General features: G+C 33.5%; 29 protein-coding genes. 1 reads left to right on the top strand and 28 read right to left on the bottom strand.

Going from position 1 to position 25,305, the window contains the following annotated elements; translation table 11 throughout:
- Nucleotides 1-8 precede the first annotated feature (8 nt).
- The 23 genes from CD034_RS11190 to CD034_RS03230 all read right to left on the bottom strand — a co-directional run bounded on the left by CD034_RS11190 (nt 9) and on the right by CD034_RS03230 (nt 23,694).
- The gene (locus CD034_RS11190) at nt 9-164 is read right to left on the bottom strand and encodes a hypothetical protein (protein WP_049379120.1); all 156 of its coding nucleotides are present in this window, start codon (nt 162-164) and stop codon (nt 9-11) included.
- A complete protein-coding gene (locus tag CD034_RS03325) occupies nt 142-5,646 on the bottom strand; it encodes a phage tail spike protein (RefSeq protein WP_103288137.1) in 5,505 nt (1,834 codons plus the stop codon). Before CD034_RS03325 ends, CD034_RS11190 begins: the two co-directional genes overlap by 23 nt.
- 15 nt (nt 5,647-5,661) lie before the next feature.
- Nucleotides 5,662-7,152 (bottom strand): phage distal tail protein, encoded by a 1,491-nt coding sequence (locus CD034_RS03320; protein ID WP_103288136.1) that lies wholly within the window; start codon nt 7,150-7,152, stop codon nt 5,662-5,664.
- On the bottom strand, nt 7,153-13,278 hold the full coding sequence (locus CD034_RS11580) for a phage tail tape measure protein (RefSeq protein ID WP_103288135.1): 6,126 nt from the start codon (nt 13,276-13,278) through the stop codon (nt 7,153-7,155).
- Nucleotides 13,279-13,338: 60 nt separating this feature from the next.
- The gene (gene gpGT / locus CD034_RS11185; protein ID WP_037541063.1) at nt 13,339-13,506 is read right to left on the bottom strand and encodes a phage tail assembly chaperone GT; all 168 of its coding nucleotides are present in this window, start codon (nt 13,504-13,506) and stop codon (nt 13,339-13,341) included.
- A gap of 35 nt (nt 13,507-13,541) precedes the next feature.
- Entirely contained in the window at nt 13,542-13,904 is a 363-nt protein-coding gene (gene gpG, locus CD034_RS03310) for a phage tail assembly chaperone G (RefSeq protein ID WP_011276043.1), read from the bottom strand.
- Nucleotides 13,905-13,967: 63 nt separating this feature from the next.
- Nucleotides 13,968-14,135 (bottom strand): hypothetical protein, encoded by a 168-nt coding sequence (locus CD034_RS11180; protein ID WP_017175427.1) that lies wholly within the window; start codon nt 14,133-14,135, stop codon nt 13,968-13,970.
- Between the two features lie 13 nt (nt 14,136-14,148).
- Nucleotides 14,149-14,763 carry a major tail protein gene (locus CD034_RS03305; RefSeq protein WP_103288134.1) on the bottom strand — a complete coding sequence of 205 codons (615 nt, stop codon included), beginning with the start codon at nt 14,761-14,763 and terminating at the stop codon, nt 14,149-14,151.
- Nucleotides 14,764-15,171, bottom strand: coding sequence for a hypothetical protein (locus CD034_RS03300; protein ID WP_103288133.1), 408 nt, complete (start codon nt 15,169-15,171; stop codon nt 14,764-14,766). It lies immediately after the preceding gene.
- The gene (locus CD034_RS03295) at nt 15,168-15,590 is read right to left on the bottom strand and encodes a hypothetical protein (protein ID WP_103288132.1); all 423 of its coding nucleotides are present in this window, start codon (nt 15,588-15,590) and stop codon (nt 15,168-15,170) included. Before CD034_RS03295 ends, CD034_RS03300 begins: the two co-directional genes overlap by 4 nt.
- Entirely contained in the window at nt 15,580-15,951 is a 372-nt protein-coding gene (locus tag CD034_RS03290; RefSeq protein ID WP_017175423.1) for a head-tail adaptor protein, read from the bottom strand. Before CD034_RS03290 ends, CD034_RS03295 begins: the two co-directional genes overlap by 11 nt.
- Entirely contained in the window at nt 15,941-16,237 is a 297-nt protein-coding gene (locus CD034_RS03285; protein WP_017175422.1) for a hypothetical protein, read from the bottom strand. Before CD034_RS03285 ends, CD034_RS03290 begins: the two co-directional genes overlap by 11 nt.
- A 17-nt stretch (nt 16,238-16,254) precedes the next feature.
- The gene (locus CD034_RS03280; RefSeq protein WP_053022042.1) at nt 16,255-17,433 is read right to left on the bottom strand and encodes a phage major capsid protein; all 1,179 of its coding nucleotides are present in this window, start codon (nt 17,431-17,433) and stop codon (nt 16,255-16,257) included.
- A gap of 61 nt (nt 17,434-17,494) precedes the next feature.
- Nucleotides 17,495-18,349, bottom strand: coding sequence for a head maturation protease, ClpP-related (locus tag CD034_RS03275; RefSeq protein ID WP_103288131.1), 855 nt, complete (start codon nt 18,347-18,349; stop codon nt 17,495-17,497).
- A complete protein-coding gene (locus CD034_RS03270) occupies nt 18,342-19,487 on the bottom strand; it encodes a phage portal protein (protein WP_103288130.1) in 1,146 nt (381 codons plus the stop codon). The genes CD034_RS03275 and CD034_RS03270 overlap by 8 nt, the downstream gene beginning before the upstream one ends.
- A gap of 19 nt (nt 19,488-19,506) precedes the next feature.
- Nucleotides 19,507-21,168: a terminase TerL endonuclease subunit gene (locus CD034_RS03265; RefSeq protein ID WP_103288129.1), complete on the bottom strand. Its 1,662-nt coding sequence runs from the start codon at nt 21,166-21,168 to the stop codon at nt 19,507-19,509.
- A complete protein-coding gene (locus CD034_RS03260) occupies nt 21,165-21,524 on the bottom strand; it encodes a hypothetical protein (RefSeq protein WP_049379143.1) in 360 nt (119 codons plus the stop codon). The genes CD034_RS03265 and CD034_RS03260 overlap by 4 nt, the downstream gene beginning before the upstream one ends.
- Nucleotides 21,525-21,676: 152 nt before the next feature.
- Nucleotides 21,677-22,003 carry an HNH endonuclease gene (locus CD034_RS03255; protein WP_049379146.1) on the bottom strand — a complete coding sequence of 109 codons (327 nt, stop codon included), beginning with the start codon at nt 22,001-22,003 and terminating at the stop codon, nt 21,677-21,679.
- Nucleotides 22,004-22,126: 123 nt separating this feature from the next.
- The gene (locus CD034_RS03250) at nt 22,127-22,561 is read right to left on the bottom strand and encodes a hypothetical protein (protein WP_103288128.1); all 435 of its coding nucleotides are present in this window, start codon (nt 22,559-22,561) and stop codon (nt 22,127-22,129) included.
- A 17-nt stretch (nt 22,562-22,578) separates the two neighbouring features.
- Nucleotides 22,579-22,800, bottom strand: a complete 222-nt coding sequence (locus CD034_RS03245) for a hypothetical protein (RefSeq protein ID WP_070811123.1) — start codon at nt 22,798-22,800, stop codon at nt 22,579-22,581.
- Nucleotides 22,801-22,813: 13 nt separating this feature from the next.
- Nucleotides 22,814-23,002, bottom strand: coding sequence for a DUF1514 family protein (locus CD034_RS03240; RefSeq protein WP_017175414.1), 189 nt, complete (start codon nt 23,000-23,002; stop codon nt 22,814-22,816).
- 3 nt (nt 23,003-23,005) lie between these two features.
- On the bottom strand, nt 23,006-23,512 hold the full coding sequence (locus tag CD034_RS03235; RefSeq protein WP_103288127.1) for a hypothetical protein: 507 nt from the start codon (nt 23,510-23,512) through the stop codon (nt 23,006-23,008).
- Nucleotides 23,512-23,694, bottom strand: a complete 183-nt coding sequence (locus CD034_RS03230) for a hypothetical protein (RefSeq protein WP_103288126.1) — start codon at nt 23,692-23,694, stop codon at nt 23,512-23,514. The genes CD034_RS03235 and CD034_RS03230 overlap by 1 nt, the downstream gene beginning before the upstream one ends.
- A 71-nt stretch (nt 23,695-23,765) precedes the next feature.
- On the opposite strand from CD034_RS03230, the gene CD034_RS03225 reads away from it, so the two are divergent.
- Nucleotides 23,766-23,996, top strand: a complete 231-nt coding sequence (locus tag CD034_RS03225) for a hypothetical protein (RefSeq protein WP_103288125.1) — start codon at nt 23,766-23,768, stop codon at nt 23,994-23,996.
- A gap of 83 nt (nt 23,997-24,079) precedes the next feature.
- On the opposite strand, the gene CD034_RS03220 is transcribed toward CD034_RS03225, so the two are convergent.
- The 5 genes from CD034_RS03220 to CD034_RS03200 are packed head-to-tail and all read right to left on the bottom strand — an operon-like array spanning nt 24,080 to nt 25,294.
- Nucleotides 24,080-24,397, bottom strand: coding sequence for a MazG-like family protein (locus CD034_RS03220; protein ID WP_103288124.1), 318 nt, complete (start codon nt 24,395-24,397; stop codon nt 24,080-24,082).
- Nucleotides 24,390-24,665 (bottom strand): hypothetical protein, encoded by a 276-nt coding sequence (locus CD034_RS03215; RefSeq protein WP_103288123.1) that lies wholly within the window; start codon nt 24,663-24,665, stop codon nt 24,390-24,392. The genes CD034_RS03220 and CD034_RS03215 overlap by 8 nt, the downstream gene beginning before the upstream one ends.
- Nucleotides 24,646-24,849 (bottom strand): hypothetical protein, encoded by a 204-nt coding sequence (locus tag CD034_RS03210; protein WP_103288122.1) that lies wholly within the window; start codon nt 24,847-24,849, stop codon nt 24,646-24,648. The genes CD034_RS03215 and CD034_RS03210 overlap by 20 nt, the downstream gene beginning before the upstream one ends.
- A complete protein-coding gene (locus tag CD034_RS03205) occupies nt 24,840-25,064 on the bottom strand; it encodes a hypothetical protein (RefSeq protein WP_103288121.1) in 225 nt (74 codons plus the stop codon). Before CD034_RS03205 ends, CD034_RS03210 begins: the two co-directional genes overlap by 10 nt.
- Nucleotides 25,065-25,066: 2 nt before the next feature.
- Nucleotides 25,067-25,294 (bottom strand): hypothetical protein, encoded by a 228-nt coding sequence (locus CD034_RS03200; RefSeq protein ID WP_103288228.1) that lies wholly within the window; start codon nt 25,292-25,294, stop codon nt 25,067-25,069.
- Nucleotides 25,295-25,305 lie beyond the last annotated feature (11 nt).

The following is a 25,305-nucleotide window of genomic DNA, read 5'->3' as shown; positions in this document are numbered from 1 at the left end:
GCTAAAGGTTACTCTCCTTCAGCACTTACAGTATCTTTATTTTGTTGTTCTTCTTGTTCTCTAATTACTGCTCTTAACATTGCATTTTCTTGTGAAAGTTTAGCGTTTTGAGTAACTAACTCCTCGATAACATAACTTGGATTAGCTTGTAATTGATTGTTCATTTAATTTTTCCTCCAATTTATCTACTTTTTTAATTAATTCTTGGATAGCTTTAGTGTTCCAAAACATGACTTCGTTTCCATCAAAACCATCTCCATGTCGCCATTCAATAGGTATTTCACGTTCGATGATAATACCGTGATGATTACGTGCATAGTTTGTTTCTTTTTCTGAATTTAACTTGTATGAATACAATCTCAAGTCATTTCTGAATGCATCTAATACACTATAATTCCATTCTTTAATATCATATTTGAATTTTTCAGACGACATAGCGTGCCAGTTAGCAAAGCGAATGTCTTTATATCCTGTATCTCCACCGTTATACCGTAAGTTATTTGTCACTCGTAATTCTCCAGTAGACACACCTATATAGAAATCTTTAGCAGTATTAACTCTTATAGAGTTCGCTTGTACATCTAAACATTGCAAGTCTTTGTATCTCACATCGCCATTGTTGTAACCTTTTTTATCGGTTATACGTAATGCATCGTCTACTAAAATATAACCATTACTTCCTTTAGCGGTTAAATCTCCATATAATTTATCTCCAAAGAAGTGGCCAGTACCGATATCACCGTCTTTGTTTGTTGCATAGATTGTACTATTAACCGAACTTTTACTAAATCTTATTCCTGAACCATATTGTGACGTATCACTTGAAACATTACCGTATTTAAGAACACCGTCTGTGTATGCACCACTATCGTTTTGTTTTACATACATAGCAAATTCGTTGTTTCCAGTTCGGTTATCACGATACGGTCTGAAATAAATGCCATAGTTACTTTCAATATTTACAGTTAAGTTTGCATTTAGAATAATACGACTGTAATCACTTTCTAATGCTACTGCACCATAGGTTGAGTGAAGTCGTACACCACGAGAAGTATCATTATATTTTGTAGAATGAAATTCTAATGTACCTGCTGTTTCATCACCAGCACCAGCAAGCATTGTTGATAAACCTTTTTCGGTTAAATATAAGTTATAACCAGTTGTTCTATTTTGTACTTTTACAGTACCACCTTGAATACCTAATCTTAAATTAGCGGTATCAGTTTCGTTTGCCCAAGTACGTGTGAAAGAACCATAAGAAAGGATAGAATTATTTCTAATATCTATATAATCAACACTATCCCCACCACGAATACCAATGTTATTCATATTAATATCTAAACCTTCAGAACTTAAATTTAAACGGTTGATAATTTCATTCTTGCCAACTTTATCATCAACTCTACTTGCCATGACATTAAAATCTTTATTGACTGTAATATCTACTTTATCGCCTCTAAGTTGAATACCATTTTTATCCATTGTGTATGATTGGATATTACCGTTTTCATCGTAACTTAAATTTATTCCTTTAGTTGTGGCTGATATTTCTGAAATCACTTGAGATAATGTTTTACGACTAGCATTGAACTTTTGTTCATCAACTTTTAACGCTATTTTATCACCATTTTGAGATATTGATGTTTCTAGTTTAGTCATGGCTATATCATTACTTTGTTTATAAGCATCTGTGTAATTTTTAGCGTTTGTTTCGGCATCGTTTGCTTTAATAACTGCATAATCTTCTGCTGCTTGTTGTGCTACATTAGCTTTGTTTTGCGCGTCTTGTTTAGCAGTTTCTAGTTTGCTTTCAGCGTCTTGTATAGCGCGATGTTCCTCTGCGTTTACTATATCGTCTGCATAAGTCTTTATTTTTGTTTCTTTTAAGTTGTCTTGTGCGTCTGCATAAGCTTTAGTCGCTTTTTCTGCGTCTTGTTGTGTTTTTTTTACTAACGTTTCAACATCTTCTGGCGCTGGTGTAACATCTGTTGCTACCGTCCCTTTTTCTAATTGCCAATCAGTAATATAAAAACTTTTATACGTTCCGTCAGCGTTTTTAATTGCTGGGTACATATAAATTGTAACTGGCGCATTACCTTTTCCAGTAAATGTAAATGAGTAACGTTTCCAATTTGTTGTGATAGTTTCGCCTTTATTAAAGTAATTATTATCACTATTGATATATACACCACGCATAAATTTTAATTCTTCGCTAGCTTTAGCATAAAAAGAAAATGTGTATATTTCGCCTTCTTCGATTAAGTATTCTTTGTCACCTAAATATAAAATGTCGTTAGAACTATCGAATAATAACGCTCGTTTACCTTCTTCTTCAACTATCCCTGTACAATAAGAATTAGGTATTTGTAAATATTTTTGCGTTGAATATCTTAATAAATTTCTTCCGCCAACGTTTAAATTATTAAATTTATTATCAGTATATATTGTAGCTTGTTCTTTGATGTTATCAGTATAATTTTTAGCTTCTGTCATACCACTTTCAAATTTAGTTATTGTTACTTTATCAGTAATTTCGTTTGAAAGTTGTCGTCTTTGACTATCTGCATTATCTAATCTTTGAACTATTTCGTTTTTATCTAAAATGTAATCTTGTTTAGATACTTTACTTTCAATTTGCGTAGGTAAAATATCAAGCGTTGCTTTATTACTTTCGACTGTTGTTTCTAAAGGTGTAAGACGACCATAAACATTATTTAATTCTTGCGCTACGTCCTCACTTTTAGCCATGAAACTAATTTGAGTATCTAATTCTGTTATATTTGACTCGTTAGTTGTGACGCGTGTTGTTATAGGCTCTAGTTTATTAATTACATTTTGATTTGCTACTTCTTGAGCCTCTTGTGCTTTTTGATCTGCATATAATTTTGCTTCATCACGTTTCGCGATTGCGTCAGCGATTGCGCGTTCTTCTTCGGCTGTAATCTTATCATCAGCGTAGGCGTTAGCTTGTGTTTGCGCTAAATTTATTTTAGCTTGTAGCGCTTCTTCTTTTGCTTTGTCTGCTTCCATGCGCGCGCGTTCTTCTTCGTTGATTAAATTATCAGTATAGGTTGCCATTTCATTTTTTAATGATTGTTGTTGTTGTTGTAGTAACTCTAAGTTTGCGTCAGCTTGTCTAATGCGCGCTTGTTCTTCGTTTGTTATTTTGCTATCGGCGTATGCTTGCGCTCTTGTTTCTGCTGCGTCAGCTTGTGCTTTAGAAATCTCTTGTGATTTAACTACTATTTCGTTTTGCAAATCTTCTGGCGCTGGTGTGACATCTGTTGCTACCGTCCCTTTTTCTAACTGCCAATCAGTAATATAAAAACTTTTATACGTTCCGTCAGCGTTTTTAATTGCTGGGTACATATGAACTCTAGTAGGTGCGTTACCTTTTCCAGTAAATGTAAATGAGTAACGTTTCCATTCTGTTGTTATTGTTGTATCTACAATAAAACCGTTATTGTTACCATTTATATATACACCACGCATAAATTTTAATTCTTCGCTAGCTTTAGCATAAAAAGAAAATGTGTATATTTCGCCTTCTTCGATTAAGTATTCTCTACCGTCTAAATAAATAATATCATTGGAATTATTATAAACGATTGCTCGTTTACCTTCTTCTTCGACTATACCAGTAGAATAAACTAAGTCATTTCTTAAATAATTTTGTGTTGAATATCTTAATAAATTTCTTCCGCCAACTTCAATACCGTCTATTTTACGTTCTACACTACTTATACTTGCACTTATTTCAGATTTAGTAGTGTTTATCTTACTGTCTATTTCCTTACCTAAAACGCTGTTTAAATTGCTTATTTGACCGTCTGTATAATCTTGTAATGTAGTTTTAAGATTTTCTACTTCATTACGATTAGGTATATCAGCATACAATTGTTGGTTTTCACTATCCCAACGACCATTAGGCAACGTTTCGGCGATTTTATCCATAGCATCGTTAAATTTACGGTCAGTGTACTGTGATTGGAGTAACTTCAACCGTTTATCAATAGAAATTTTTGCCTCAGTAACATATTTATATAATGTTTGTAATTTTTCTCGATACACTGTAAATAAAGTTTGAGTGTCAACCAACTTACCTATTGTAGCTGTATCTTCATCCATGCTATCTAAATTAGTCTTGATATTTTGATACACACTATCTACATCTGACAATGCTTGGTTTAAGTTTGATTTCAAATCATCATCAACAAGATACTCATTATTTAACACATCGTACACATCATTTTGTAACTTGCTATGTTGAATAGTTAAATTGATGAAACTATTATTTAAATCTCGATACATTACTTGCTCACGTCTAAGTCCACCGATTTTTTCTACATCATCAGCTGTTTGAGTTATCCATTCTCCGTTCCAATATCTACGTAACACTGCAACATCAGGATTAGACGTGTCATACCATAATGTATCGTTTTGTGGGTTTTCTGGTGGTTCTGAACCTTTGAATATCTTACGTTCGTAATATTCTAACTCTCCAGCGACAACATCGCTCACGATTGTGTTTACATTAGAAATATTGTCATTCAGTTTTTTAGTAATTTCATCAAGTTTTCTAGTAAAGAACTCTCTTAGTTTAGTTTCTTCGTACTCAATGACATTGCCAAAGGTAAATTCACTTTCATCTGCTAACCAATTGTACTTAATACCTATAACTTCTGCCTCTATATATAAAGGTGGTCTGAAATCTCTATCTTTAACTCTGACAATATCTCTTAGATGTACTGTTACATCGTTATAATATTTATGAATATCGATTGAAGATACTTCATAGCTGATTGCTGCTTGATTACGTTTGTTGAGTTCTGTTTTAGCAAGTGTGGTTAAACGTTTAAGTGTCATATTCTCGTCGTTACTTTCAGGCTCATATACATCCCAAATATAACGATTAGGAAGTCCGAAAATCTCTTGTGCTTCATCATCTACTACAACAGTTTCAATTCTTGAGCCATCTTCTTTTTCAGGACCTACTGCAAACAAAGCTGTTTTAACTTCAGATAGATCAATCGTTCTTGTCATACCTGTTAAGTCTTTACCTTTAGTAATTTCTTTACCTTTGAATAAGTTTTTAGGTTTAGTAATTGAAACATAACGATGTTCGACAGTATGTGCGCCTAGTTCGATATAAAAACTAGGGACCATGTTATAAGTAGTACAAAGCATATAAATTAAATCAAACGGATTAGTATGAGAAGTCCATGACGTTGTTCTATTTCCACCGTATTCAGTATCGTCAGACACTTCCCAACCTGTATCAGCAAGTGTTTTGAGTAGCGCTTGTGTTGTTGTATGTGCTTCAAACTTACCAGGCTTAATAGGCTTTGCTGTTTTCAAATCTTCTAAGTAACTAGCGTTACATTCGATTTCAGTTGTACCATCAAAATTATCTGTGATGTGGATGATGACGAACTCTCTGAACGTACCGTTATTGTCTTGAGCAATAATACGATTACGCTCTCTTAATTTCTCTGCTCGAGTATTTTCAATCGTAAAATCAAAGGTTTCTGTTTTTTCTTCTACATTCATACTCATTTCAGCATTAATCAATGCACCATCGCTTTGACTAATGAAATCAATAATATTGTCATTAAAGTCAAGTACATGTATTCCTACATTCTTCACTATCTAACCTCCAATCTATAAGAATCTATCTTGCCAATAAACTGTCGTATCGTACGTGTTTTCAGGATAAATCATACATTCATTCATACCTTTATTTATGTTGAAGAAGTCACTACCAAATGTTTTTAAATCAAGTGCAGGTTCTTCGTTAATCGTTACTGTTTTTTCTTCCATATTGATATTAATTAAGTCACCTTTTTTAATAATTAAATCTCTTGCTTTAGGTGGTTTAGGTAATATTTCATGATTATAACTACCTAAAATTGTTGTAGGCATATGATAGTTACTACCATTTTTAGCAATGTAGATACTCACTGCCGATATAGGTCGTTGATAGAAGTTGCCACTATCAATAAATACTTTTTCAGTCACATCTACTGGAGTAATTCGCTTAGGATATTCTACTTCATCATATTTCCATGTTTTTATATAAAACTTATCTCCAATACGTTTTAAACGCATATAAATTACTATATGTTTCCATGTGTAAAACTTAGGTGCGTTTGTATAACTGTATATCTTCTTTTGATTACCGTTTTGGTCGAATAGCGTTACATAGATTGTTCCGATGTTTTGTGTTGCTCTAGGGTTACTATAACCAATTGAAGCTATCACACGGTTATCTGTGTCATATATATATTGAGTTGCATGTGTAGCACCTTTTTTACCTTGATTAACGTGTATTTTAACTGTCGAACTAAAATCTTGAGTACTTTTACCGAATGAGTGCTTATATTCTGCACCATTCCATCCACTTGTACCTGTAATGCTACTTTCATCAAGCATAAAAGCGTCTTTTGAAGAACTCATTGCCATAGCACCACCAACTGTTCCACCAGTTACATTATCGTTAATAGTACCGTTAGTGACTTTAGTCCATCCGAAGAAAGAACGCATTTCGTCATTAAATAAAATCGGTGTATAATCTTCAACTTTCTTATCTAAATCATCATCGCCAATCATGAAATAATCTTCATCGTTCTTCGTGATAGAGAAGTAACTCGCATTCTTTAACGCTGTTGCTTGCACAATGATAGGACTGTCGGCTGTTCCTGTACTTACTACTGATACTTGGTCAGAAATAGCTGTATTTTTAGTACCTTCTACTGCGTATTTGTATGGATCAGCTAAAACTACATTAATACTGAATTGCCAAAACGTTTTACTGTATTTATCTAACTCAATCGGTCCTTCAAAGTAAGCATTCCAGTACCAATCTTGTGATTTAAACTGTAAAGGTACAGCATGGTCATAATCAAACAGCTTAACTAACTCATTTAACACTTCATCATGCGTTTTTTCGCCACCTGATGAAAGATAATCATTTCTGATGATTAATGGAAGTTCGAATTTATATTCTTTAAGTTCTCTTTGTTTAACTACACTTCCACTTCTACCTAATACTTCTTCAGTTTCAATACCAAAATTAAAAGAGGGTATTTTAAACCCTCTTTCAACCACTAACCATGGAAGTGTTTTATTATTAACTTTTATAGTATCAATCAATTATGTGACCTCCCCTGGTTTAAATCTTGATTTTCTTTGTTTTTGTCTATTGTATTTATCAATAGAATTGAAAACTTGTTGTTCATGTGTATATTTATCAATCGTTGGATTAAAGTCTTTATCAGCAATTGTTTGATTACTTGTTACAATTTGAGTTAATAAAGCGATTTGTTGTTGTTGTGCTTGTAGCATTTGCAACAACACATCATTGTCATTATTTCCACTTGGTTTAGACAATGAATTAGGTCGTTTATTACCTCTTGTACTACTTTTTTTATCAATATCTTGTGCAGCGAGTGCTAGCATTTTCATAGCATCGCTACGTCTAGCTGGATCAGTCGGAATTATCCATTCAGGATAACCACCTTCTGCAATGTTGTACCAACCTGCATTTTTGATTAAGCCACCTGTGGCGAAACGTCTTGAACCACGTGGTCCCCAACCACTACGACCATATTGAATGTCATTTTTCCAATTAGAGTTGTTGAAGAAAGCTAATAATTGATCGTAACCACTATTGATGTTGTTGTGACCTTTTACCGCGTAAGCTCTGAACGTACTAGGCACGTATTGTAGTAAACCTCTTGCTCTGTTTGGACCTTCATTTCCATCATGCAATGAAGCACTTTGAATGATGCCACTGTCCCCACCACTTTCGCGTTGGATTTGTGCGATAATGCCATTAATTTGTGCATTTGTAGGGTTTACTTTCATTTTTCGTGCTGCTTTTACAATGGTTGAACGCCATTTGCTTGGTGCTTGTTTGCCACCTGATTTACCGCCACCGTTATGTGTTTTTAGCCATTTAGTAGGGTCGAACGCTCTACCGTTTCTTTGCATTTCATAATGTAAATGAAGTCCTGTTGAACTACCAGCGTTTTGTCCGTCCTCTCTAGGATCGCCACCGGATATACCCAAAAATGTACCCGGTCTTACTTTTTTAGTACCATTGAACGCTAATTTGTGTAAGTGGCCGTAAATCGATTTCAAATTACCGTTAGTGATTTCGACATGTCTACCAAAACCACCACTCCAACCGTTAAATGTTTTAGCTGTACCTGACATAGTAGAATAAACTTTATCGTGTTTATAATTTATGTCTAGTCCAAAGTGCGGACGTGCGAATGGATAACCTGCTGCTCTTGCTGCTGCTGTTGTTGGCGCAAAGCCGAAGTTAACACCTTTTGAAAGGTCAATATAACCTCCGTCGCCACCGCCAGCTTCTTCAAACCATTCTTTAACTTTATTAACGGCTCCCTCTTTTAGTTTCTTGAACATGCCCTTCATAAGGTTAAATGGTAATTCAGCGCCTTTAGGTATGCCAAATGAAGCCATATTAATACCAAAGCCTTCAAATACTTTTTCTAATAATTTTTTTGGTTTTTCTATCCAATCTAGTACATCGCCAATTTTATCGGATAACCAATCTTTGCCCTTTTTAGCAGTGTTCAATGCACTACCAACGACTGCTTTTCCACCTTCTACAACCTTACCAGTCATAGCTTTGACGCCGTCTTTAGTTTTTTGAGCTACGTCGCCCGCTAAATTGTCATCTTTTTTATGTTTTTTCGGCTTTTTGCCTCCGCCTAATAAATTGCCAATAGCTGTACCTATACTGAATTTAGGTATTGTACCGCTGTTAAATTGTGGTCTATTAAGTAAACTATGCGTTTGTGCGCCATTTAAAATACGAGTTCCTTTGGCAAGTGGAATTGTTGTATCTGTAGCTGGTGTGATGAAAGCTTTACCGCTAGGTGGAATGACTGTTTCATGTCTAAAACCACCTGGACCATTGCCTGGACCTTTATCTCCAACGGTAGCTAAAGTGTTTCGATTAAGTTTACCTTTCGTAATATAACTTTGAGTATGGGTGCTTTCAGTACCAGTAGAAAATTTTATTGTAGGTAACTTAGGCATATCTAATTTTCCAGCTACCCAGTTCACTCCACCTATTAGTTTATTCAAACCTTTTTTAACTGCTGTAACCATTCCAGTAATATGGCCTTTGATTTTTCCAATAATATTTTTAAGTCCACCATTCATATTATTGAATGTTCTTCGAACACTATTCCATAAGCCTTTAGCCATGTTGACTGTTGTATTTTTGATACTACGCCAAGTGTTTGACATAAAACCTTTAACACGGTTAAAGATATTACGTGTGCCTCTATGAAGATTGTTAAATGTGTTACGGACGCCTGTCCATAATGATTTAGCATAGCGAACAGTTGTGTTTTTAATATTTCGCCATATATTGCTCATAAAGTTTTTAACTTTATTGAAAATACTTCGGGTGCCTCTTGATAAACTATTCCATGTGTTCTTTACACCAGACCAAAGGCTTTTAGCGAACTTAACAGTAGTATTTTTGATATTACGCCATACATTAGACATGAATTTTTTTAGCTTATTAAAGATATTGCGCGTTACTTTAGATAAACTATTAAATGCATTTTTAACGCCATTACTTAAACCTTTAGCTAATTTTATTGTTGTGTTTTTGATAGCTGTCCAAGTTCTTGTGATAAACGCTTTTAAATTAGCTAGTATTTTTCGGACACCGTTATACATGCCTTTAATAGCATTAATAATACCGTTTTTAATAGCATTCCAAGTTTTGATAGATATTGCTTTAATACTTTGCCATAGACGAGTAATGAAGTTTTTCAATGTATTAAGGATATTTCTAGCTGTGCTGACCAATGTTCGAATAATGGCTAGCACTCCAATTTTTAAGGCAGTCCATAATTTAATAGCAGTATTTTTGATACTTGTCCACAATGTAGATAGGAAACTTTTTAGCACTACGAAGTTATGTTTAGATAATGTAACGAAATTTCGAATAATCGCAAGTACACTATTTTTAATAGCTAACCATGCTTTAATTGAATTATTTTTAATGAAGTTCCATAGCATAGTGAAGAATGCTTTCAAACCATTAAAACTAGCTCGTACTAAGCTAGCTAAACTTTTAGCAATGTTAAGAATGCCAGTTTTAATTAAATTCCAAGTGTTTAAACTATTTGCTTTAATGAAGTTCCAAATACCTGAAATAATATTTTTTAACGCTTGAATAGGATGCTGAACAGCAAACTTAATTGCGTTCCATGTTATTTGTGCATTGTTCTTCATCATATTCCAAATCGCAATTGATGAATTTTTTATTCCATTCCAAATATTAATAATATATGGTTTGATAAAGCCAAATACTGCTATTGCACTATTTTTTATTGCGTTCCAAGCATTTATAACAAAATTGCGAAATGTATCGTTTGTTTTCCACAGGTAAACAATTCCTGCAGTTAAAGCAGCAATTACTCCTATGACTATTCCTACTGGACCTGTTAATAAAGTAAACGCACTTCCAAGTAGAGGTATTTTAGTTAATAACTGTCCTATCTTAGGTAAAAGACCTTTAATACCGCCATTGAATAAACTAAAGAATTTAGCGCCACCTTTAGTAGCATTTAACAATGTCATAGCCTCCGAAATACCTACGATGCTATGTGCTAATACACCAGTTGCGACAATAAGCGGAGGTATAGCAACGCTTAATAACGTAAATGCTGCGATTGCTATCTTAGTAGCATTACTTGTCCCTTGTAAGTGTTCGAATAGTCCAGTCAACTTATCTGCTAAGAATGAAACGATAGGTGCAACTGCATCTCCAATTGTTCTAGCAAAGTTGATGAAAGTATTTTTTAACATTTTCAACTTACTACCCATTGTTTCATAACGGATGTTAGCTTCATTAGTTAAAGCACTATTTTCTTTCCAACCTTCTGAACCTATTTTAAGTGCTTTATCTAGAACTTGATGATTGTTAGCCATACGTCTAATAGTATCGGCTTCTCTTATCCCTTTGATACCGACATCATCTAAGGCTTTTAATACACCTTTTGCTCCACCTTCAGTTTCGCCTAAACCTTTAACAAACATTGATAATGCTTTACTAGGGTTATTCTCCCAAATTTGTGCAAATTCTTTACCACTAACGCCTGCAGTTTTAGCAAAGCTATCTAAAGTGTCGCCACCTTCAGCAACAGCTTTTGTCATCTTATTCCAAATCTGTGTCATGGCAGTACCGCCTGCTTCTGCCTCGATTCCTACTGATGACATCGCTGCACTGACCGACATAATTTCATCAGAACTAAAACCTGCTTGCGCGCCTGCACCAGCTAAACGTTGTGCCATTTCAACAATTTCTTTTTCAGTTGTGGCTGTACTGTTACCTAAAGCAACAACGGTTGAACCCAATCTATCTACATCTTTTATTGGCATGTTTGCAGCATTAGCAAATCTTGCAAACTCTGTTGCTGCTTCATCTGCAGTGAGATTTGTAGCAACACCTAAGTTCATCATTGTTCTAGTGAATGAAGTAATATCTTGTTTCTTGATACCTAGTTGTCCTGCAGCTTCTGCTACACCTGCTATTTCTGTTGCAGCGAATGGCATTGTATTACTCATTTTAGTAATTTCATTGCCCATTTTATTTAATTCGCTACCACTCATATTTGTTGTTTTAGCAACACCCGCTAAAGCTTGTTCCCATTCAATTGATGATTTAATAGCTGTTCCCATACCTGCAACTGCTGGCATAGTCATATAAAGCATTGAAGTAGATCCAACACTTCTCATAGTAGAGCCAACATTTCTAATAGAATCTTTATATTTATTGACACTTTGGATACTTCTACCAAAGCCAGTAGAAGATAAACGTTGCGCGTTTCGTTGTTCTGTTTCTAATTGTTTATAACTTTGCGTTGTTTGGTCTAACTCACTCTCAAGTTCGTTCATCTTAATTTTTTGTTGAGTGATTGCGCTAGATAGTTCTCTTGCTTCTTGACTATCGCGCCCTTGTGCATTAGCCACATGATTGTATTGTGCGATTAATTCTCTTAATACGACACGTTGTTCAGACATATTCGTTTTAAGTACATTTAAATGATTACCATAGGCTTTTACACTCTCTCCTGCACGCGAAAGATTACTTCTTGATAGATATAGAGTATCGTTAAATTGCGACATCTTCGCTCTAATTTGAGCCATAGAAGAGATGCCTTGTTTTTGTTCCATTTCTAGACGATTATGTGCTTGCGTTGTTTGATTTAATTGAGTATTTAACTCTTTTAATTTCAAACGTTCTTCAGATAATTTTACATTAAGATGTTGTGCTTCTTGACTTGTAGCACCATATTGTTTTTTAGCAAAGTCATACTGTCTAGATAAATTTTGAACAATAAGTTGCTGTTGTTTCATTCCGTTATTCAATTCAGAAATGCGTGCTTTATATGCTTGAGCAGTTTGACCACTCAATTTAAATTTATTTGCACTGATCGTTAACGATTGTGATACTTGTGTCATTTTTTGACGAATTTCAGACATTGAAGATGTTAACGTTTTTTGTTCAAAAGCAAATCGTTTAGCTTCCATAGTTGTTTTCTTGTATTGATTGTCTAGTTGTCCTAAAGTCGCTTTTTCTTGTAAGATTTTCTCTTTTAACTCTAATGCTTCTTTACTCATAACACCTTGTTCTCTCGCTACTTTCTGATAACGACCTTCTAATACTTTAATCGTATTTTGGTGCTTTTGAATAACTGTATTTAATTGATTTAAATAATTCTTATAACTACTTGTAGACTTTTCCGTACTTTGAAATGCCATATTCGCAATGTTAAGTTGACGTTTCATTGTACCTAGAACATCATTAATCTTTTTCATCGAGAAAATCGTTTGTTTAGTAGTTGTACCGAATTGTTTCATCTCTTGTTCAGTTGAATTCAATTGTCGTTGATACATTTGTAATGCTCTATGTTGCTTACTGTATTCTTGACGTAACTTTTCGGCTTCAACACTAGAACGTTGTTCTTCTAAAGTCATTTTCTTTAACTGATTAGAAATATCTTTCATAGAATTTTCAGTTACATCAATGGCTTTAGTTAACTCTTTCGTTCTTGTTGCATAAGACTGCATGTTTTTCTCTGAGTGCTTGAAATTAGCATTAGATCTACGCATTTCTGAATCTAACGTTTTGAATTGCGCTCGTATTTGTTTCATTGTACGTTCAATACCAACATCACGCATATTCATTAAGATTGATAAACCTTTAAATCTTGATTCAGCCACTTACTGTCCCTCCTTCCTTATTTAGATATAAAAAAATAGCCTTAGTACCAATGACTAAGGCTACAATGCAGAGAATAGCGCATCGGCTTTTTCATCAGTATCAACAGTATTTAGATGACGTTCATCTAAAATTTGAAGTATATAATAAAACGGCATTTCAAGAACTTGGTTTGCTGGTGTTCCATTTTCCACCATATCTTTTACGACTTTATCCAAATTCTTCAACATGCCATTGTAAGTTAAATCTTCTTTTTTTAATTTGTTTAGCTGATGCTCTGAATAAACTTTTTTGTTTCCTCGTCTTGTTGGCCATTAGCAATGAATTGTACTTGTTTTTGTAATGTTTCAAGTGCGTCAGGCGCATGTAGACGATTTCTAATATCTTTTGCAGTAAATTGTTTACCATAAATTTTAACTACTACATCAATTAATTTATCTAATTGTTCTTTGAATGATAATTCAACTTCTCCATTTTCTGCTTTCTCTAATTCAGCCATAATATCCACTGATTCATATAAAACATCTAATGGAATAAAATGTGGTGTTAAGTATGTTTCAAGTTTAATTTCTTCTGCTTCTGGGTTTTCTACTAAACGAATGTAGTTACGTTTTAATTTGTTTGACATGTTTAAAAAACTCCTTTTTATTTCGAAATAAAAGGACTGCATTTAGCAGTCCTAAAGATTAATTTATTTATCTTCAACACGTTCGAAGAATGGTAACTCATAACCTTTTTTCTTCAAACGTTTTTCAAAGTCGTCGACTACTTTTACTTTTTCTTCCACAACCTCATCTTTACGGTATTCCTTACCAGTTTTAAGGTCGTTAGCATCTTTTAAAACTTTATATTGAACCATGAATTAACACTCCTTATGCAGAAGCAGTGTCTACTTCTGTTTTACTGTCATAAGCACCATTTAATAATTCTTGGAAGAATGAATCAACATCAGCACCTTCACGAGAACTATCGAATAAAATTTTACGTTTACCGTCAGCGATACGGTGCATTGCAGTACCTTCTGATTCTTCTGAACTGAATTCCCAATCTTCTTCGGCAGTTTTACCTTCTAAATTTGGATCAGCAAACATAACTTTAGTTAAACCAACTTGTTGGTAAGAATCGTCACGTCGTTCACGTTTAAACCATACTGCTACATAGTTGTTTTGTTTACCACGTTCTTCCGAATATACTCCAGTTTCGTTATAAATTTCATTGAAGATTAATTCACGAATTTCTTGTGGAAATGCATGCATTGTCATTGAAATTTTACCTTCACCATCAGTAGTACCTGATTCAATGATTGAACCGTCAGCGTAAGCATTAACAATTTCTCCACCAGTTTCTACTGAAATTTCTTGTAAACCACGAGTTTGAGTTACATTTGAATATTTAATAGTGCCGTCTAATTCATCTGTTTCTAATAAAGCAAAACCTAAATCTTTAATGTTGATAAATGATTTTGGTGTTTTAGCATATTTAACCATTTAATTTTCCTCCTCATAAAAAATTGCTTCATATCGTCTTGTTGAGCGATACAAAGCAAATTCTTTGTTATATTCATTTCCTAAATTACTTACTTGCCCTGCTTTCAATTCTTTCCAGAGCAAATCACTAATACGTTGTGATATTTCGTTTCTTCTTAATCGTGCATTGTAATCTGCATTAGCTTTCACAAATACATCTATTTGAACAATATAACTATACGCTGCACGTTCTCCGTCATAATGTACTTCGGGAATAGGATCATCAAAGTCATCTAATACGACATAAGGTTTTGTGATGTCTTTAACGTCAGGATAGTCATTGAACTTTACATTCTTGATATCTAGTATTTTCATTAGTTTTTCGTCATCTTTTAGGACACTGTGTATTTTATTTAATATATCAATCATAGTAACTTCTCCACTTCTTCCTGTACCGTTTTATAAAACTCTTTCTCAGCTGTACGTAATGCTTTGTCTATCGCCCCGAAACCTTTAGGCCGAATAAACTTACCATTTCTAGCGTGAAAGCCTTTCTCGTTTAAATGAACAATAGAATATCTGTGATGTGGTCCTTCCCAATATACTCGAACAGAACGAACGCCTTTATCCCAATAAGGTTGTGATAATTTAGCTTCTTCATATTCTGCGCCAGTATCTCTAAAGTAACGTATATTATTTTTGATAGCGTCTAATACAATGTTGCCCGCCTTAATCAATGCCATATCTACAATTTTGTTCATTCTTTGCCGACTGAATCTTTTTTCCAAATCTTTTTGTAATTGGTTTAAACCTTCTGCACGAATACCACTAAAATTATTACTCGCCATTAGATACCACCCCAGCAGTTAACATTAAAAATTGTTCGTTCTCTACATCGGGTTGTACTAATTTAATATTCAAATCTTGATGAATATATGGCGAATCTATTGCAACGTAATGCTTTTCATTTGGTATATATTGTCCGTGAGTTTCACGTATAAATATCTTCACATCATGTTCTGTACCATTTGCAATCGCTTGTTGTAATTCAGTCATTTTCCACTGTGGAACATATGCCCAACAATGATATAAAACTCTTTTACGTTTTACGCCTGCTTCTGGCCCTTCATTCTCTTGATACTCATAAAAATGAACACGCGTATTTAATTTTTTAGTTGTGATAAACGGTTTTTTAAATTTACTTTTCATTTACATCACGCTCTCTTAATGTCAAAAAGCCAAAGTGTAACAAATCATCTTGATAATTGTCGTTAAAGAATTCTAATAAATCTTCGTAATCATATCGAGCGCGTGCAAAAACTAAGTTTTTACCGTTTAAATTACTATTAATATCAAATACGCCAAAACGTGTTTCTAAGTTCTCATAAGACATATTTAAAACACGTAATAAGTGTTCATCTTCCGTATCATGAGAAATCTTAGTGTATTCTTTAAATTCATCTAAAATTTCATCTGATATCTTAACGCTTGGCATTAGTATCAACTACTTTCTTAGGCTTGTGCAGTACTATCTGTTGTTCCACCTGCAGGAGTTGAAGTACGAACTGCAGTAGATAATTCTAAGTCATATACGCGTGAGGCATTGTTATCGGCTGGTTGACCATAAGCGAATGTTTTAGCTGTGTATAAAATACAATCTTCTAACGCTAAAGTTTGGTCGAATTTTTTAACTGTTAATCCGCCACCACGTACTGCATCATAACGATCAGTTACAAAAGCAACTAATTTATTCGTTGGAACAAATTCAGAAGATACGATTTGTACGTTATAAGGTAATACTGTTACAAAACCACCATTAGCAGTTAAGTAAGTGTAACGCGCTTGTACATCCCATGAATCTTGTGGATTAACTACTAATACAACTTTACCGTCAATGTTTACCTCTTTACCGTTTTCTTTAACAGATAAGCCTTTTAATACATCTTTTAATTCATTCACAGTTGTATCTGCATCAGCAAAAGTTAAAGTACCAGAAGAAGTTTTATCAACTACACCGCCGTTTTCTTGAATATCTTTCATTAAACCTACTGGTTGGTCTTTAGATGCACCTTCACCAGTTAAGAAAGCAGCTTCTAAAGCAACTGAAATAGCTTCTTCAATTTGAGTACGAACAAAACGTTCTACCCAGTTAGGCCCAAACATTTTTAAATCATCAGGGATAACTACGAAACAAGTTAATTTAGATTGTTTGAATTCTTCTTCATCAAACGCTGCATCTAATTGACCTTTGATTTCACCAAAGATTTTACCCCAAACTGCTTGACCAGTTGGTTCTGCTTTAATGATACGTGTTACTAAACCTGCGTTTTGAATATTGATTTTTGAAAGTAATGGATGTTCTGATTGCAAATCATCAAACACACGTTCAATGACTGTTTCAGGTAATAATTTTTCTTCTTTATATCCTACTTCTGTATTGATTTCATTAAAGAATTTACGTTCTTCTGAAGTTAATGGATCTTGTGAGCGTTTTGCTAAGATACCGTTATCTACTACACGATTATTAACTTCTGCTGAAATTTCTTCTTGTAAATCATTTGATAATGCATCAAACATTTCTCCAAATGCTTTTGATTGTTCTTCATCACTTGCACCATTGCGAACTAATTCAGCAAAATGCGCTTTATGGTCTTGATAGTTCTTTAATTTTTCTCCGACTTTAATAGCCATAATATTCCTCCTTAAATTTATGCATAAAAAATAGCCATTAACATCAATTGTTAATAGCTACTTAAAATGCAAATCTCGAAAATTTATTTTTTTTTGGCGGTGGATTAGTACCCCCGCTTTGACTTTCACCTTCGTCGCCTTTTTCTAATTTATCAAGGTGTGATTCAATGTTTTTAATTTTGTTTTCTAAATCCGCAATGCGTTGTTCGTTTGAATCATCACTTGAAGGTTCATTTGGTGTTCCCTCTTCTGCTTCATCAATCATTGCATTGATAATTTTTTGTTGCTCTTTAAGTCTTGCGATATACTTAGAATCTTTCAAATTACTTACACCTTCTTTCTGCTTCTCAACAGATTTACGAGATGATTTCTCATCTGCAAAACCTTTATTGATTGCTTCATCTGCAGTTAACCACGTTTCATTAGTGATTAGATTAACAATCTCATCACGATCTAAACCTGTTCTATCGTGATATATATCAACAATAGATGTATCAATTGCAGTTAAAGCATTCAATGTTTTCTGAATATCTGATTTATTACCAAAAGCCATTGTAGAAGCCTCGTGTACCATCATATTTGCACCTGTTCGGATGATAATCTTATCTCCTGCCATTGCAACTAATGATGCAGCACTTGCAGCTAATGCAGTGACTTCAATTGTGATGTGATTGGATAAGGACTTTAAGTAATTATAAATTTCTATCCCTTCAAATACATCACCACCGCCAGAATTTAAACGAATAACAATATCTTCTTTAACATTATCAAGCGAATCTTTCACAGCTTTAGCGCTGATAGTATCATCAAGAAAAGATAAGTTAGCAATAGTACCTGACAACGTTAAAATGTGTTTGTTATTCTTAGTTTCGTTTCTAAAAACTGGCGTGACATTCCTTACAATCGGATTACCCATTATTAGTCTCACCCCCTTCTATTGATGAAACTGATTCGTAGTTTTTAGTTAATACGTATTCATCTAGGTGTTCATCATCTCCTGGTTCATCGCCAAGCATGACACGAATTTGATTGCCAGTATAAGTGCCAGAAGAACGTAGCTTATCAATTGCTTCTGCTAATTCGATTGGATTTTTCTTATCTATACCGACAATTTCAATACGTTTGTTTTCTCTTAGGTACTCATCTTTAAAGAATAGCTTAGCATTTAACTCACGCTCTAATTTCTTGGTTAACGGTTTGAAACAGAATTTGTTAGTTGCTTCAATCGCTTTTTCTAAATCTGCATTTTCTCCTAGAATTAGAGAGGATGATACACCAACAATACGTGCAATATAGATGAGAATATCTTCTATTGCTTGCCTTAACTCTTTGAAATCTGAGCCATTCGCACTAGAATTATTTGTTGAATGTTCTTCGTATTCTAAACCTTTAGTTAAAGGTACAACTGCAACTTGATTTTTCTCAAAAGTATTAAAAATCATATCAATATAATCTTGAATACCTTTCGTATTTAGTTGTGTTGATCCAACGTTTAGAATACCTCGTATTTGATTTTTCTTGAGTTGCATATTCAACATACGACCAAATACTTCCCCATAATCTTCAAATAGTCCTAATGAAAATTTATCTAACTTTTCATTGGCATATTCTAAATAAATAACATCATCCATTGAAAAGTAGCGATTATATTTATAGTCGTTAACCATAACTGAATTAAAGCGATGTGGTAATAGTCCTAACTCTGTTTCATGTTCAAAGTCATCTGCCACATATAAATAATCATCATCTGATTTAATAATTAAAGCTTCGTTGTCGGCAAGAAGTTTATAAATAAATTTTTGCCAAAACTGTGTAGCATTTTGATTAGGATTAGGTCGAACATTTAATAAATAGTACATATCATCTTTAGTGACATGATCACTTTCTTTCACTCTAAATTCAGACTGAGCGATTGTCCTTGCTACATATTCAACGACTACATTTAAAGCCATTCTTTTGATATAGGCTTTTGAACTTGTTTCTTGTAGAAGTTCTAAGTCATACATCCATGAAATTTCTTTATTTTTTTGAAATATCTTATCAAATAGCCCCATAACTTACTCCCTCCTTCCTTTAAAATCTCAAGCCCCTTAACAGATTGATTTCTTCTTCTAAATTAGAATCTTTTAAATCATCTGCTCTATACAATGCATGTATAAGGGCTTGGAAACCATCAGTTTTACGTCTTATTGGCTCTTTCTTTTCGTATTCTTTATTGCCGTCCTTGCGTATCTTAACGGCTACATTTTGTGTGTACCAACGCATTAGAGGGTTATCACCAAAGATAAGATGATGTTGTGCGAACATATCTTCAACTCTTGGTGCAAGTAATGATTGAATTGCACGAGTGTTTTTTATTACTTCATATTCAATTCCTGCATCTTCAAATAATGGTCTAAGTAAATCCATTCGGAAGTTATCAGCTACGACTTTTTGTAGTCCATAATTCTTTTGCGCTTCAATAAACCAATCAATAATATGCTTAGGGTTTATCGTTGGTTCGTCTACAATTGTGAGTAAACCTTTTTTCTCCCATTCATGAATAGGTGGCTTTAATTTGTATTTATCAAGGAACTCTTTTCTAACGAATGAGTGAGTTTTCCAAATATAATCATCACCAGATCTAAATAATAAACCGACTGCTGCAAAATCTTTTAAACTTGCATAGTCAAGTCCACCAATACATTCATTATTTTCAAGTGGAGGTATAGGTCGATTTGTAGCCATTATGTCATCCCACGGTGCTACAACACTTTGAGTATCGGTTTCAGGCATGTTCATTCGTTTAGTCATAAATTCTGGTCGATTAGATGGATTAAATTGAAGTCCTAAATACTGTTGATGTACTTCTTTGAATAATTGAGCGCCATATTTACTTTTTGGATTTTCGAACATAGGATTTGCTTTTTCCCATAAATCTGGTTTATCTATTTCTTCTTTATCATCAATTTTACAGATGAAAGGGAATAATCTATCTTCAGGATTTATACCTTTTAATACGTTGTCTGCTCTTTCTTTTAATCTATCTAAGAAACCTTCTCTTACATATCCGTCAGTACCGATGTAGAAAGTACGTGGATGTGCAACCTTACCTAGTCCACTTCGTTTGATGTTAATGATTGTATCTTTTACGTAAGCATGGACTTCGTCAAAGAAAATACAACCTTCACGAGCGCCATCTTTTGTTTTCTCATTAGATGTATCGAATAAAAATTGAGATTTAGTGCTTGTTCCTTCTACATAAACCTTACTTAAATAAAAAGGGTTATTAGGTCGTTCACCTGTAATATATAAGTTGTTACTTTCTATCATTTCATAGATTTCTCTGAAGCTTACTCGTGCTTGTTTCTCACTATTAGCTACTACTGACATATTGTATTTAGGAATACCATGTAATGGTGTCATAAAGAACGCTGCTAACGTACTAATGTAGCCATTTTTACCACCGCCACGAGCCATCGATATAAAGAATTCTGAGAAATAAGGCGTTTTGGTATCTTTCTCATATAAGAATACAAAACATGAAATAAATTTTTGAAAGTCTTGTAGTTTAAAAAACCATTTCTCACTAAACTTGATGTAATCTTCTATTTTTTGATCATCAAAATAAAGGTCATCACGTTGCAAGATATTATCTTCTAAAAAAGAAACAAGTCTAACGCGCTCTTTATTAAAAATAACGTTGCCTGATTTGTATTTTTCTATATAGTCTGTAACATACTTAGGTATCTTCATGTTAAATCAGGTCCTTTCGCTTGTTCTTGCTTGCGTCTTTCTTCGGCTTTTCTTTCTAAGTGGAATGATTTCTCAAGTGCTAGCAACGATCCATTCACTTTATTCTTTTCTGCAATAGCTGGGTTAGGTTTAACATATTCTTGCGATGCATTTTTAACTACTGTTATAGGTCCAGATTGTTCAATATAAATGTCCAAAGCATAAAATAACTTTAATAAGTTAATATATCGTTCTACTTTTTCTACTTCTATGTCATTATCTGCATCTATCTGCTGCAATAAGTAATCTTCAGAAGCATTGATTCGCTTAATTTGGTTAGAAGTTAATTTGTCTTTAAGATATTTATCTTTTTTCAACCCCCTCCCCCCTTTACATATTTTTTATTTATTTGTTTTTTTAATTTGTCAAGCCCCCTTACGTGTCTTTTTGAAAGATAAATCCGCGGAGTTGACCCAAGCGCCGGTTTCCGCGAAGCCTTTCATCAAGCGATTTATTCAGACGGGGGGATTTACCATTGTTCATCATTGAATTTGTTTTTACGGTTATTCGGATTATGTTCAAATCTTCCATGACGTTTGTTGTGATGGAATTTACATAACGTTCTTAGATTAGAAAGTTCATATGCTAAATCTGGTCTTATTTCTAACTCTTTAATATGGTCAACTTCTAGTGATTGTTTCTGATTAATCGTCAATCTACCTTCTGCATTACACATGACACATTCAAAATGATCGCGTGCTAATACCTTCAGTCTTGTTTTACGCCACTTTGCATTAGAGTAGAAACCTTTATTCTTTGTACGTTGTTCTATATAATCTGCATATGCTTTACTCATCTTCATTAACTCCAAACAAAAAGACACACCACCTATGTGATGTGCCTTCGAGTATTTATTCAATTCGTATAGCTATATTATAAAGTTATATATATCATTAATGCACATTACTTTCGATGTCTTCTATCTCTTCGATGTCTTCTCTTTATCGTAGTGTCCTTGTTGTGCATCCATGTACACATTAACTATCTCATTGATACATGCATAGAACTTAGAGTCACTATTGATTTCCATTAAGTCTTTGATAGTCTTGTGCTGCATGTTTAATTTAAGCATTTGTAATATGTGATAGTTTCTATCATCTGTTATATATTCTTCATACTTATCAATGAACTCTATCTTATTAAGTATCTTTACATTACGTCGATACTCTCTATTTCTATTAAGTACTTTAACTAATACCTTATCACCTACGCCACCTTTAGCTTTAGGCATTACAGACTCGATACCATATTGTGCAATAGATGTACTGTCTGCGTCATAGACTTGCGACTCTATAATATTACGCATCCACTTATAATCATTGATCATTCCTTTTACTTCATCTCGTGTGTACAAGTGATTACCTCCATTATTTATTGTTGGTCGTAAGGTGTACGTTCCACTTTGATAATTTCTAAAGCTTGTTCTTCCGTAAAACCTTGTTGTCTTAAACTTGTTAACCTCTCACGTTGATATTCAGATTTCAATCTGGCCACTTCAAGTATTAAAGGGAAAGTCGATTTCAATTCATATATTTGGTTTTTAATATTAACATCTTCTTTTTTACTACCGTCCATATTAAATATATTATCCATTACGCTACCTCCATTACTTAAACTGTTTCTTTGCTCTTTGTATTTCAAACTCCACATCTTCTATATCACAATCTCTCACGTACTTAGTAAACAGATACACATTCGTATATCTCTGTGCATCTAATTCCTGACGTAACACTGTATTGTTACCTATCGCAATGAGTAGCAGTACGCCGAGTATAATAGTTAATGCTATCCACATATGCTATAACTCCTTTACATAAGTATTAAGTGCCATAACTTTAAAATCATATTTAATTGCTTCGTCGTTAGCTTCTTTATGTGTACTATATTTCTTTGCTTTTAAAATATCGTCAGTAGTTTCCATTACTTTTTCTGATAATGCATGTTCCGAAAATACTGTTAGTATGTCTTGGAAGTATCTACCACTTTTACCTTTTAGTACAAATGATTGTTTGATTGGTATTGATCCGTTTTCTTTTTGTTTATCTAACCAACTAGATGCGTCTATTTTATGTCTTTCGCCAAACTTACGTTTTGTTTTATCTATTGATAGTTCTTGAGTTATTGGTCCTTCAAGTTTTAAATTATTTAATAAATTATTTTCATCTTTTTTTAATTCCTCTTCTTGATAACGTTGAATTTCTTCTCTAGATTGATTTAATTCTCTTTCAGTCTTTATCCATTTGTATAATGTGTATGCCCACATAAGAAATAAAATGATTACAGGTAGCCAATATACTAAAAGCACTACTCACTCACCTCTGCTTTAATTCTGTTTAAATCGAATTGATCAGTTTCTAATGCATAATCATTTAGCGCAGTATCAACTTCATCAGGTTTGTATTTAATATATTCATACATTTTAATAAGTGAGTTATATATAACGATTGCTGCTATTGCAGTTAAGAATGTTTCAATGTATTTGTTCATAATATATCGTTTCCTTTCAATGTATTTTGATATACTTAAATTACTTTTTATAGAAAGTGAGGTGACATTTAATGACAGGAAATGCAGTTAAAGACGCTATTGTTAAATCTTTACAAGATGGTTACGTAACAAGAATAGCTACAGTTGATGGTGAAAAATACAAAATCGATAACTACAGTGAAATAAATGATGATTTTTGTATAATAATGGATAACAATAAGATTTTTACTATTGATACAAAAAGTATTGTTTCTATCACTCAAAGTAATGTTCCAAGCCATTCAGGTATTAAGAAAGCATAAGCTGAATTCTATTAAAATATTAGAGGGCTTTAATGCCCTCATTTTATTTTCCTAATACTTCCCTAACCTTCTCTAAAATGTCCTTACTCTTTAAGGTCTGCTTCTTTGACGAATGTGCCATTACGCATTTCACCTTTTCTATCTTTTATCTCGTCATATGCATACTGCAAACACTCCTCTAACGTCATATCATGTTGTTGTGCCAATATAATTAATGTAACGACTGTATCACCTATACCGTCTGTTAATGCGTCCATTTGTCCACGAGATAATGCAGCAGCTACTTCGCCCGCTTCTTCATAGAATTTAAGTGCTTGTCTATCTGGATTACCATTGTGTAAGTTTTTATCTACGCTCCATGTTTCAACTTGTTTTACTAATTGATCTAATGTGTTAGTCATTTATTTGTCCTCCATTAATAATTTCTAATACTTGTTCTACTGAAAGATATCCGATTGGTTCACTTATAAGATGATTTATTCCATTGATTTGTTTACATTTTGCAAGTTCATATAAGTCTTCTGTATATCCATAAGAAAATTGATGTTTCACTACACTGAAATAATTATCTGTATCATCTTCTTTAAATAGATATTGCATTCCATCATAAAGTCTTTGATGTCTAATGAAGTTCTTATTAGATAGAAACTTATTTTCTACTACTTCCATCCTTTAAACACTTCCTATTTATAATTTTATTTTCTTTAGGCACTCGCATTGTTACATGTACATTTGTCATGTGAATAACAAAACCTTCTACACCCATTGCAGCTAATTCTTTTTCAACTTGTGTAGGTGTTTTACCTTTACATGGATATTTATAATTTTGTTTAATTGTGTCACTTAGCAACATGTCATCACCTCATAATCTTTAGCCCATATATAAGTTAAGCCATCTTCTTCTAAACGCTTATTACATTTACGAGCAATCACACTACGATCTTGATATAAGTAGTTTTGAGCTTCAGTCGTACTCGTGAATTCTTCAACAATGCCTGGATAACTGAGACTGTATTCAGATGCAGCAAATCTAATCTTCTGACCTACTTTTAAACCTTCTACTTTCAAATTTATTTAGCCTCCAGTATATTGAATATATTTAATTGTTCCGCTTCGACTTTCTTAATTACTTTGTATTGGCCAACAAAGAAACCTTCCCATCCAATTGTTTGGCCATCTTTGTTAGTAAGACGATAAATATCAATGTTTCCACTCACATGCTTTAAGAATTCGATAATCGAAACATTATCTTTGCCAATTTCAATCGACTTATCGTTGCTAAACACTTTAACTATCATTTGCATCACTC

Origin of the sequence: Staphylococcus hominis subsp. hominis, assembly GCF_002901845.1 — a bacterium.
Taxonomy (GTDB): domain Bacteria; phylum Bacillota; class Bacilli; order Staphylococcales; family Staphylococcaceae; genus Staphylococcus; species Staphylococcus hominis.
The sequence above is the reverse complement of the archived record's forward strand: the minus strand, read 5'-3'. Positions and strand labels throughout refer to the sequence as shown.

Excerpts from the sequence above, each read along its gene's own strand:
- CD034_RS03295 (WP_103288132.1), bottom strand. The coding sequence starts at position 15,590 with ATGGCGAGTAATAATTTTAGTGGTATTCGTGCAGAAGGTTTAAACCAA.
- CD034_RS11180 (WP_017175427.1), bottom strand. The coding sequence starts at position 14,135 with ATGGTTCAATATAAAGTTTTAAAAGATGCTAACGACCTTAAAACTGGT.
- CD034_RS03305 (WP_103288134.1), bottom strand. The coding sequence starts at position 14,763 with ATGGTTAAATATGCTAAAACACCAAAATCATTTATCAACATTAAAGAT.
- CD034_RS03210 (WP_103288122.1), bottom strand. The coding sequence starts at position 24,849 with ATGTTGCTAAGTGACACAATTAAACAAAATTATAAATATCCATGTAAA.
- gpG (WP_011276043.1), bottom strand. The coding sequence starts at position 13,904 with ATGTCAAACAAATTAAAACGTAACTACATTCGTTTAGTAGAAAACCCA.
- CD034_RS03285 (WP_017175422.1), bottom strand. The coding sequence starts at position 16,237 with ATGCCAAGCGTTAAGATATCAGATGAAATTTTAGATGAATTTAAAGAA.
- CD034_RS03290 (WP_017175423.1), bottom strand. The coding sequence starts at position 15,951 with ATGAAAAGTAAATTTAAAAAACCGTTTATCACAACTAAAAAATTAAAT.
- CD034_RS03215 (WP_103288123.1), bottom strand. The coding sequence starts at position 24,665 with ATGGAAGTAGTAGAAAATAAGTTTCTATCTAATAAGAACTTCATTAGA.
- CD034_RS03300 (WP_103288133.1), bottom strand. The coding sequence starts at position 15,171 with ATGATTGATATATTAAATAAAATACACAGTGTCCTAAAAGATGACGAA.
- CD034_RS03225 (WP_103288125.1), top strand. The coding sequence starts at position 23,766 with ATGACAGGAAATGCAGTTAAAGACGCTATTGTTAAATCTTTACAAGAT.
- CD034_RS03275 (WP_103288131.1), bottom strand. The coding sequence starts at position 18,349 with ATGGGTAATCCGATTGTAAGGAATGTCACGCCAGTTTTTAGAAACGAA.
- CD034_RS03240 (WP_017175414.1), bottom strand. The coding sequence starts at position 23,002 with ATGTGGATAGCATTAACTATTATACTCGGCGTACTGCTACTCATTGCG.
- CD034_RS03255 (WP_049379146.1), bottom strand. The coding sequence starts at position 22,003 with ATGAGTAAAGCATATGCAGATTATATAGAACAACGTACAAAGAATAAA.
- CD034_RS11190 (WP_049379120.1), bottom strand. The coding sequence starts at position 164 with ATGAACAATCAATTACAAGCTAATCCAAGTTATGTTATCGAGGAGTTA.
- CD034_RS03220 (WP_103288124.1), bottom strand. The coding sequence starts at position 24,397 with ATGACTAACACATTAGATCAATTAGTAAAACAAGTTGAAACATGGAGC.
- CD034_RS03230 (WP_103288126.1), bottom strand. The coding sequence starts at position 23,694 with ATGAACAAATACATTGAAACATTCTTAACTGCAATAGCAGCAATCGTT.
- CD034_RS03270 (WP_103288130.1), bottom strand. The coding sequence starts at position 19,487 with ATGGGGCTATTTGATAAGATATTTCAAAAAAATAAAGAAATTTCATGG.
- CD034_RS03265 (WP_103288129.1), bottom strand. The coding sequence starts at position 21,168 with ATGAAGATACCTAAGTATGTTACAGACTATATAGAAAAATACAAATCA.
- CD034_RS03245 (WP_070811123.1), bottom strand. The coding sequence starts at position 22,800 with ATGGATAATATATTTAATATGGACGGTAGTAAAAAAGAAGATGTTAAT.
- CD034_RS03280 (WP_053022042.1), bottom strand. The coding sequence starts at position 17,433 with ATGGCTATTAAAGTCGGAGAAAAATTAAAGAACTATCAAGACCATAAA.
- CD034_RS03200 (WP_103288228.1), bottom strand. The coding sequence starts at position 25,294 with ATGATAGTTAAAGTGTTTAGCAACGATAAGTCGATTGAAATTGGCAAA.
- gpGT (WP_037541063.1), bottom strand. The coding sequence starts at position 13,506 with ATGTTGAAGAATTTGGATAAAGTCGTAAAAGATATGGTGGAAAATGGA.